The organism is Mycobacterium sp. (assembly GCF_035570115.1).
Lineage (GTDB): Bacteria > Actinomycetota > Actinomycetes > Mycobacteriales > Mycobacteriaceae > Mycobacterium.
This window is the reverse complement of record NZ_DATMLH010000169.1, coordinates 1-9,079: the sequence shown is the minus strand read 5'-3', so window position 1 is coordinate 9,079 and position 9,079 is coordinate 1. Positions and strand designations below refer to the sequence as shown.

At 68.6% G+C, this 9,079-nt stretch carries 8 protein-coding genes and 1 pseudogene; 8 read left to right on the top strand and 1 reads right to left on the bottom strand.

The window, feature by feature from the left end:
• Positions 1-299, top strand: a pseudogene (locus VNW74_RS15605) (hypothetical protein); the annotation flags it as partial.
• Positions 300-321: 22 nt separating this feature from the next.
• On the opposite strand, the gene VNW74_RS15600 reads toward VNW74_RS15605, so the two are convergent.
• Complete coding sequence (locus VNW74_RS15600; protein WP_325678352.1) at positions 322-1,644, bottom strand: DUF349 domain-containing protein; 1,323 nt, start codon at positions 1,642-1,644, stop codon at positions 322-324.
• A 297-nt stretch (positions 1,645-1,941) separates the two neighbouring features.
• On the opposite strand from VNW74_RS15600, the gene VNW74_RS15595 reads away from it, so the two are divergent.
• The 7 genes from VNW74_RS15595 to hflX all read left to right on the top strand — a co-directional run bounded on the left by VNW74_RS15595 (position 1,942) and on the right by hflX (position 9,070).
• Complete coding sequence (locus tag VNW74_RS15595; RefSeq protein ID WP_325678354.1) at positions 1,942-2,859, top strand: DMT family transporter; 918 nt, start codon at positions 1,942-1,944, stop codon at positions 2,857-2,859.
• 219 nt (positions 2,860-3,078) lie between these two features.
• On the top strand, positions 3,079-3,984 hold the full coding sequence (locus tag VNW74_RS15590) for a DMT family transporter (protein ID WP_325678350.1): 906 nt from the start codon (positions 3,079-3,081) through the stop codon (positions 3,982-3,984).
• Between the two features lie 146 nt (positions 3,985-4,130).
• On the top strand, positions 4,131-5,045 hold the full coding sequence (locus tag VNW74_RS15585) for a DMT family transporter (protein ID WP_325678348.1): 915 nt from the start codon (positions 4,131-4,133) through the stop codon (positions 5,043-5,045).
• A 9-nt stretch (positions 5,046-5,054) separates the two neighbouring features.
• On the top strand, positions 5,055-5,750 hold the full coding sequence (locus tag VNW74_RS15580) for a hypothetical protein (RefSeq protein WP_325678346.1): 696 nt from the start codon (positions 5,055-5,057) through the stop codon (positions 5,748-5,750).
• Positions 5,747-6,664: a tRNA (adenosine(37)-N6)-dimethylallyltransferase MiaA gene (miaA, locus tag VNW74_RS15575; protein ID WP_325678344.1), complete on the top strand. Its 918-nt coding sequence runs from the start codon at positions 5,747-5,749 to the stop codon at positions 6,662-6,664. Before VNW74_RS15580 ends, miaA begins: the two co-directional genes overlap by 4 nt.
• Before the next feature lie 71 nt (positions 6,665-6,735).
• Positions 6,736-7,608: a diaminopimelate epimerase gene (gene dapF / locus VNW74_RS15570; protein ID WP_325678342.1), complete on the top strand. Its 873-nt coding sequence runs from the start codon at positions 6,736-6,738 to the stop codon at positions 7,606-7,608.
• Positions 7,609-7,654: 46 nt separating this feature from the next.
• Entirely contained in the window at positions 7,655-9,070 is a 1,416-nt protein-coding gene (gene hflX, locus VNW74_RS15565; RefSeq protein ID WP_325678340.1) for a GTPase HflX, read from the top strand.
• Positions 9,071-9,079 lie beyond the last annotated feature (9 nt).

Here is a 9,079-nt window from a genome sequence, read left to right as displayed (position 1 = left end):
GGCGCTGGGCGTTGGCCTGGGTGGCTTTGGCGGGTTCGGCGGTGGCCAGTGCTGCAGGATTGCTGGCCGTTTGGTCGCGGCAGACCGTGGCCGCGGGCCATCCGGGCCCCGGTGTAGGTCTGGTGGTCGCCTGGATCACCGTCATCCTGTTGACGTTTCACTGGGCCCGGGTGGTGTGGTCGCGAACGATCGTGCAACTCGCCGCCGAGGAGCAGCGCCGTCGAGCCGCCGCGCATCGGCAGTCCCGCACGCTGCTGGAAACTCTCGACGACACCGAGCCGCCCCAGGCGCCCGAATAGCTGCGCTCGCCGGGTAGCCGGGCTAGGGCTTGCGGGTCAGCGCATCAGCGGCGGCGTCAGCCCATTGCCGCCACTGCTCGGCGTTGGCCTTGGCCTCCTCGGCTTCCTTGCTGCGCCCGGCCGCCTCGGCCTTCTGGGCCTGGCGTTCGAACTGCTCGGCACGCGCTTGGAACTGCTCGGCACGGGCCTGAGCCTGCGGGTCCGACCAGTCCGATTCGTCGGCGTCGCGCACCTTCTTTTCCACTGCGCGGAGCCGGCGCTCGAGCTCGGCCGACCGTTCTCGGGGCACCTTGCCGATCGCGTCCCACTTATCGGCGATCGTCCGCAGCGCCGACCTCGCCGCCTCGTGATTGCTCGTGTCTAGCTTTTCCGCTTCGGCCAGCAGCGCTTCCTTGGCGGTGGCGTTCGCGTGCAATTCGGAGTCTCGCTCGGCGGTCGCGGCGTTCCGCGCCTTGAAAAAAGTGTCTTGGGCGGCCTTGAAGCGGCGCCACAGCGCGTCGTCGACATCGCGGGCCGTACGTCCGGCTGCCTTCCAATCGGTGAGCAGCTTGCGGAACTCGGCGCTGGTCGCACCCCAGTCCGTCGAATCGACGAGCTCCTCTGCCTGCACGCAGAGCCGCTCTTTCGCCTCGCGGGCACCCGCCCGCTCGCGGTCCAATTCCGCGAAATGGGATCCGCGTCGCCGGTTGAAGGTTTCCCGCGCAGCCGAGTAGCGCTTCCACAACGCGTCGTCGGTCTTGCGGTCCAAACCGCTGATCGTCTTCCATTCGTCGAGGATTGCGCGCAGCCGGTCGCCGGCAGCTTTCCACTGCGTCGCAGTGTTGGCCAGCTCCTCGGCCTCGACCGTCAGGGCCTCCTTGCGGGCCGTTTGGGCTGCGCGATGCTCGTCCCGGCGGGAGCGATCGGCGGCGGCGACCGCGTCGGCCTGCTCACCAATGCCGGCGAGCCGCGCGGCCAGCGCATCGACATCGCCGAGAACATTTGCGGTCGGCAGCGTCTCGCTCAGCTCCACCGCGTGGGCTTTGATCTTGCGCGCGTCGCCCGTGCCCGAAGCCAGCCGCTCCTCCATCAGCGTGACCTCGGTGCTCAGGTCGTCGAATCGCCGACCGAAATGAGCGAACGCGGCTTCGGGGTCGCCGGCCTGCCAGGATCCGATGACCCGTTCGCCGGCCGCGCCGATCAGCCATACCGTCCCGTCGGCGTCGACGCGTCCGAATCGGTGTGGATCGTTGGCCAGCGGCCCGGAGACTGCGTGGGGGTGGGGGCGGGGTGTTGGTTTGGGCCCGGGTCGCGGTCCCGGCCGTGGTATGGGCCGGGGTCCGTTATGGGGATCTTCAGACGTCATGAGCTACCGTCACCTACCCTTCGCGCGGTGATTGGCCGCGCACCTGCCGCGCATTGCGGCGCCGTCAAATGCACTCGCGGGAGAAGCTACCGGTACTCCCGTCTGGATCTCACCAGTATTGAAGCAGCTTGTTGGGCGGTGCGTTCCCAGTTGGCGCTAGCCGTTGAAGTGCCCAGGTTTTGCGGCGCCGATTCGGGGCGTGGCGTTAGCCAGAAATACCCCTCGTTCGTGAAACAATTTATGGTCGGCATGTGTGGATAGCGGCATTCCGGCCGGAGCTGGACGAGGGGGTCTCCCATAGCGAAGGTCGATATCGCGGCGTTACTGGCGTTGGTCGCGGCGTTGATATCCGGGGTTGGGGATGTGATCCGTCAGCGGTCGGCGCAGGAAATCACCAACGAACGGGTCGGCCACTTCGAGCTGTTCCGCTTGTCGTTACGCGACATCCGCTGGTGGTGGGGCGGCCTGGCGGCGGCGGCCAGCTTCGGACTGCAAGCCATCGCGCTGGTGCTCGGGTCGGTGGTGCTGGTCCAGGCGCTGCAGGTGACGGCGCTGCTGTTCGCCTTGCCGACCAATGCGCGTTTGACCCGTCACCCGGTGACCCGTCGGGAATGGTTGTGGGCGGTTTCGCTGGCCGCGGCGGTGGGCGTGTTCATTACCGTCGGCGATCCGGCGGCCGGCCACCAGCGCGGCTCTTTGAAGATCTGGATCGTCGTCGCCGTCGTGATGGCACCGGCGCTGGTGTTGTGTGTTGTGGGCGCGCGGATCTGGTCAGGAGCGCTCGCTGCGGTGCTGCTGGCGGTGGTGTCGGCGTCGTCGTGGGCGTTGTTCGCGGTGCTGACCAAGGGGGTCATGGAGGTGGTCCGCGACGGCCCGGGTGCATTGCTGCGAGCGCCCGAACTTTATGCCTGGATACTGGCGGCGCTGGTCGGGACGGTATTTCAGCAGTCGGCGTTTCGTGCCAGCACGCTGACCGCCTCCCTGCCTGCGATGACCGTCGCCGAGCCGGTGGTGGCCTCGGTGCTGGGTGTCACCGTGCTCGGCGAGACGTTGGACACGCCCGGTCCGCAGATGTTTGTGCTGGTGGCGGCGGTGGTCGCGGTGGTGGTCGCGACGACGGCGCTGGCCCGCGGCGAAGCGGCCACCATGACCGCCGACGGCGGCGGCCAGACGGCGTTTTCCGACCGGAACCAAGCGCTGTTAGAGGTCCGTTAGCTGGCAGGTAGCGACGAACGGCGAGGCGTAGCCGTGGCAGCGACACGGACCCCACCGCGCCGTCGACGGCATCGACTCCGACTACGGCAACAACTGGGTCTACGCAACTTGTGCCTACGGCAGCGCTCGTCTCCAGCGCCATAGGGTATCCCTGGAAACGGGTGGTGAACAGGCGGTCCAAGTCGGGGCTTGCGGCCGGCCGTCGACGAGGAGATCGGCATGTCGAAAGCGGATTACGCGGCGTTGATCGCGCTGTGCGCCGCGCTGGCGTCCGCGATCGGCGACGTGGTCCGCCAGCGGTCGGCGCAGGAGATCACCGATAAGCAGGTCGGCCACCTCGAGCTCTTCCGGTTGTCGGTGCGCGACAGGCGGTGGTGGCTGGGCGCCACCGGCGCCGTCGCCAATTACAGCCTGCAGGCCGCTGCGCTGGCGTTGGGCTCGGTGATGCTGGTGACGGCGCTGCAGGTGACCTCGCTGCTCTTCGCACTGCCGATCTACGCGCGGCTGGCTCATCACCGGGTGACACGCTCGGAATGGATGTGGGCGGTATTGCTGGCCGCCGCGTTGGCGATCCTCGTCACCGTCGGCCACCCGGGTGGCGGCCACCCCCGGGGTTCGCTGCAGGCCTGGGTAGCGGTGGCCGTCGTGATGGGGCCAATCCTGGTGTTGTGTGTGCTCGGCGCCCGTATCTGGTCGGGCGGCCCGGTGGCGCCGGTGCTGCTGGCGGTGGTGGCGGGCTCGTCGCTGGCGCTGTTCGCGGTGCTGACCAAGGGCGCCGTCGGGGCGGTTTCCGGCGGGTTCGGGGCCTTGCTGCGGGCGCCCGAGGGCTACTGTCTGATACCGGCGGCGTTGGCGGGGATGATTTTTCAGCAGTCGTCATTTCGCGCCGGTGCGCTGACCGCCTCGCTACCCACGGTGACCGTGGCGAAGCCGGTGGTGGCGTCGCTGCTCGGTGTCCTGGTGCTCGACGAGACGTTGTACGCGGACGGTCCCGAGGTGTTTGTGCTGATCGCCGCCGCGGTCTTGGTGGTCGTGTCGACCATTGCCCTGGCTCGCGGCGAAGCGGCCAGCATCGCGGCCGGCGCCGGGCGCGATGTAACCGTCGTCGGGAACACGCCGTCGTAACGTTAGCTGCAGCGCGTTCGTCGCAGCTTCTCGTCAGCTTTGATGTTTGCGGTGGCGCGCCGCGCCCAAGCCGACGTTGGTCAGATCAGTAGCGTGGCTATGGAACAGTTGCTCTATCAGGCAACCCAGCGGGGAGGAGGTCGCCCATGGCCGGTGCAGACGTCGCCATAGTGCTGGCGCTGGGCGCCGCGCTGGTATCAGCGATCGGTTCCGTCATCCGTCAGCGTTCCGCACACGAGATCGTGGACAAACCGGTCGGCGCGTGGGAGTTGTTCCTCCTGTCATTACGCGACACCCGCTGGTGGTTGGGCGCCCTGGCCGCGGTGGCGAATTACGCTCTGCAGGCCGCGGCGCTGAGCCTGGGGTCGGTGATGCTGGTGACTGCGCTGCAAGTGACGGTGTTGCTGTTCGCGTTGCCGATCAACGCGCGGATCACCCACCACCGGGTAACCGCCTGGGAATGGATCTGGGCGGCGTTGCTCGCCGGTGCGGTGGCGGTCATCGTCGCGGTCGGCAATCCAGCGGCGGACCAGCAGCGCGCCCCGCTGCAGACGTGGTTGGTGGTGGCCTTGGTGATGGGCCCGGCATTGGTGTTCTGCGTCCTCGGCGCCCGAATCTGTCCTGGTGCCGTCGCCGCGGTGCTGCTGGCGCTGGTGGCGGGTTCGTCGCTGGCGCTGTTCGCGGTGCTGACCAAAGGTGCCGTCGAAGTCGGCCACGGCGGCTTGGCGGCGTTGTTGCGCGCGCCGGAACTGTATGCCCTGCTTGCTGTTGCGCTGGCCGGCATGGTGTTTCAACAGGCGTCTTTTCGCGCGGGTTCGCTCACGGCCTCGTTGCCGACGATGACACTGGCGAAACCGGTGGTGGGATGGATCCTGGGCATCACCGTGCTTTCGGAAGATCTGCGCGTCGATGACACGAAATTGCTTGTCCTGGCGGCGGCGGTGATCGTGATGATCGTCGCGACCGTGGCGCTGGCTCGCGGCGAGGCCACGACGATGGAGGAGTTTGGCACGGGGCGGTTCAAGGCCATCGGGCAACCGCTGTCGCCGTCGGAACGTTAGTTTGGTGACGTGTTGAGCACCATCGCGATCATTCCGTCTGCGCCGGTGCTGGTCCCCGAGCTCGCCGGGGCCGCGGCCGACGAGGTGGCTGAGCTCCGGGCGGCCATGGTGGCCGCCGCGGCCGCGCTGCCACCGCGCTGGGTGGTCGTCGGGGTTGGGTCAAACGACACGGCGGACGTTGTCGTCGGCCCGGAAAGCGTTGGCACCTTTGCCGGTTTCGGCGCCGATCTGGTGGTGCGGCTCTCGCCGCAGGCAAGCGGTCGGCCAGTCGAGCTGCCGCTGTGCGCGTTGATCACCGGGTGGATGCGGGATCAGGCTCAGCCAGACGCTCGCGCCGAAGTCCGTGTCTACGCCGCGAACCACGATGCGGAAGCCGCGCTGGCCCTGGGCAGGCAACTGCGCAACGAGATCGACCGATGGGCCGAGCCGGCGGGCGTGGTGGTCGTCGCCGATGGTGCCAACACCTTGACCCCGTCCGCCCCGGGCGGCCACCACCCCAACGACGTGGCTGTTCAGCGTGCCCTGGACGACGCGCTGAGCTGCGGTGACGTGGCTGCGCTGACCCGGCTGCCCCGGCAAGTCGTGGGGCGGGTGGCCTTCCAGGTGCTCGCGGGCCTGGCCGAGCCGGTACCCCGGTCGGCCAAGGAGCTCTACCGGGCGGCGCCCTACGGTGTCGGTTACTTCGCCGGTGTCTGGCAGCTGTGAGGCCGCTGGCGATCGTCGGCCCGACGGGCACCGGTAAGTCGCAGCTCGCGCTGCAGATTGCCGAGCGGCTCGGCGGTGCGGCCGGCGCGGAAATCGTGAATGCCGACGCGATGCAGTTCTACCGCGGCATGGACATCGGCACCGCGAAACTGCCTGTCGATCAACGCTGCGGTATCCCGCATCACCAGCTCGACGTCCTCGGCGTCACCGAGACCGCGACCGTCGCCCGTTATCAGGACGCCGCCGCCGCCGACATCGAGGCGATCGTGTCCCGGGGGAGGGTGCCGGTGCTGGTGGGCGGCTCGATGCTCTACATCCAATCGCTGCTCGACGACTGGTCGTTCCCGACGACCGACGCGGCGGTGCGGGCGAAATGGGAGCAGCGGCTTGCCGAGGTCGGCGCAGACCGGTTGCACGCCGAACTGGCCGATCGCGATCCCCCGGCCGCGGCGTCGATCCTGCCGACCGACGGTCGGCGGATCGTGCGTGCGCTTGAGGTGGTGGAACTCACTGGTCAGCCGTTCGCCGCGTCGGCGCCGGTCATCGGCACACCGCGCTGGGACACCGTGATCATCGGATTAGATTGCGAGACTGAGCTTCTCGACCAACGACTGGCCCGCCGGACCGAGGCGATGTTCGCTGCCGGTCTGGTCGACGAGGTGACCAGACTGCTCGTAGGCGGGCTGCGTGACGGCGTCACCGCGGCACGCGCGTTGGGCTACGCGCAGGTGATCGCCGACCTAGATGCGGGCGGCAACGGCGACGGTGCGCGAGAACCGACGTTCGTCGGCACCCGCCGCTATGTGCGGCGCCAGCGGTCGTGGTTTCGCCGCGACCACCGCATCCGATGGCTGGATGCGAGCGCGTCCGACAACGCCGACGCCGCGCTACGAGCCTGGCGGCACGTATCCTGAGCAGGTGATCCGCACATGATCCGCGCCGACGACGACGGTGCCGGTGTAGCCGGGATCGAGCAGTGGTGCACATGATCTTCGCCAAAGGCCATGGCACCCAGAACGACTTCGTGTTGCTGCCCGATCTGGACGCCAAGCTGACCCTGACGCCCGCGGTGGTGGCCGCGTTGTGCGATCGGCGCCGTGGGCTCGGTGCGGACGGGGTGCTGCGGATCACCACGGCGGGTGCCCTGCTGGCCGCCGGGGCGCTCGATCGCGTGCCGGACGGCGTCACCGTCGACGACTGGTACATGGACTACCGCAACGCCGACGGGTCGACGGCACAGATGTGTGGCAACGGCGCGCGGGTGTTCGCCCACTACCTGCGTGCCAGTGGCCTGGAAACCCGCGATGACTTCGTCGTCGGATCGCTGGCGGGCCCGCGACCCGTCGTCCTGCACCACGTCGATGCGACCAACGCCGACGTCAGCGTCGACATGGGCAAGGTGAACACGTTGGGTGAGGGACAGGCTGTCGTCGGCGGCCGCACCTTCAGCGGGTTGGCGGTCGATGTCGGCAACCCGCACCTGGCCTGCGTCGACCCTGAGCTCACGGCGCAGGCGCTGGCGGCGCTGGACGTCGCGGCGCCGGTGACCTTTGATGAGGCCCAGTTTCCGGGCGGGGTCAACGTCGAAGTGCTCACCGCGCCGGCCGACGGTGCGGTGAGCATGCGAGTGCACGAGCGTGGCGTGGGCGAAACCCGCTCCTGCGGCACCGGGACCGTCGCGGCCGCCGTCGCTGCGCTGTGCCACGCGGGCACGGCCAGCGGCACACTCACCGTGCGGGTCCCCGGCGGCGACGTCGTCGTCACCATCACCGAGGCCACCAGCTACCTGCGTGGGCCGTCGGTGTTGGTGGCCCGAGGCGAACTCAGCGAGGAATGGTGGCACAGCGCCCAGCGTTAATTCACGTGCATATCAGCGATTTGGCGTGCACCATATGTAGTTGCCTATGACATACCCGGAATTCCCCGATCAGGAAACCCCCAGCACGGGTGAACTCGCGCTCGACGATCGCGCTGCGCTGCGCCGCGTCGCCGGGTTATCCACCGAACTTGCCGATGTTTCCGAGGTCGAGTACCGCCAGCTGCGCCTCGAGCGGGTCGTGCTGGTCGGCGTGTGGACCGACGGCACTGCCGCCGACGCCGACGCCAGCCTCGCGGAGTTGGCCGCGCTCGCCGAGACCGCCGGTTCTGAGGTGCTCGAAGGCATGGTCCAGCGCCGCAGCAAGCCGGATGCGTCGACCTACATTGGTTCGGGCAAGGCGCAGGAGCTGCGTGGGGTGGTGCTGGCGACCGGTGCGGACACCGTGATCTGCGACGGCGAACTGTCCCCGGCGCAGCTGACCGCGCTGGAGAAGGCCGTCAAGGTCAAGGTCATCGACCGCACCGCGCTGATCCTGGATATCTTCGCCCAGCACGCCACCAGCCGGGAAGGCAAGGCGCAGGTGACGCTGGCGCAGATGGAGTACATGCTGCCGCGGTTGCGTGGTTGGGGTGAGTCCATGTCGCGGCAGGCCGGTGGTCGCGCCGGCGGCAGCGGCGGCGGGGTGGGTTTGCGCGGTCCCGGTGAGACCAAGATCGAGACCGATCGGCGCCGCATCCGCGAGCGAATGTCGAAGCTGCGCCGCGACATCAAGGACATGAAGCAGGTCCGCGACACTCAGCGCAGCCGACGGCTAGACAGCGACCTGGCATCCATCGCGATCGTCGGCTACACCAACGCCGGCAAGTCCAGTCTGCTCAACGCGTTGACCGGCGCCGGCGTGCTGGTGCAGGATGCCCTGTTCGCGACCCTGGAACCCACTACCCGCCGTGGACAATTCGACGACGGACGCGCGTTCGTGGTCAGTGACACCGTGGGTTTCGTGCGGCACCTGCCGACACAGCTGGTCGAAGCGTTCCGCTCGACGCTGGAAGAGGTCGTGGACGCCGATCTGCTGGTGCACGTCGTCGACGGCTCGGACGTCAACCCGCTGGCCCAGATCAGTGCAGTGCGCCAGGTGATCTCCGAGGTGACCACCGACCATCACGGCGATCCGGCGCCGGAGCTGCTGGTGGTCAACAAGGTTGACGCCGCAGGCGATTTGGCGCTGGCCAAGTTGCGCCGTGCGCTGCCCGGGGCGGTGTTCGTCTCGGCCCGCACCGGGGATGGCATCGACGCACTACGCCGCCGGATGGCCGAGCTGGCCGCGCCGACCGATACTGCGATCGACGTCGTAATCCCGTATAACCGCGGTGATTTGGTGTCCCGCGTGCATGCCGACGGCCGGGTTCAGCAGACCGAGCACATCAGCGACGGCACCCGGATCAAGGCGCGGGTACCGGTGGCGCTGGCCGCCAGCCTGCGCCAGTTCTCGGCGACCTGAAACTGCCCC

Coding starts and splice junctions, on each gene's coding strand:
- VNW74_RS15585 (WP_325678348.1), top strand. CDS start 4,131: ATGGCCGGTGCAGACGTCGCCATAGTGCTGGCGCTGGGCGCCGCGCTG.
- VNW74_RS15590 (WP_325678350.1), top strand. CDS start 3,079: ATGTCGAAAGCGGATTACGCGGCGTTGATCGCGCTGTGCGCCGCGCTG.
- hflX (WP_325678340.1), top strand. CDS start 7,655: ATGACATACCCGGAATTCCCCGATCAGGAAACCCCCAGCACGGGTGAA.
- VNW74_RS15600 (WP_325678352.1), bottom strand. CDS start 1,644: ATGACGTCTGAAGATCCCCATAACGGACCCCGGCCCATACCACGGCCG.
- dapF (WP_325678342.1), top strand. CDS start 6,736: ATGATCTTCGCCAAAGGCCATGGCACCCAGAACGACTTCGTGTTGCTG.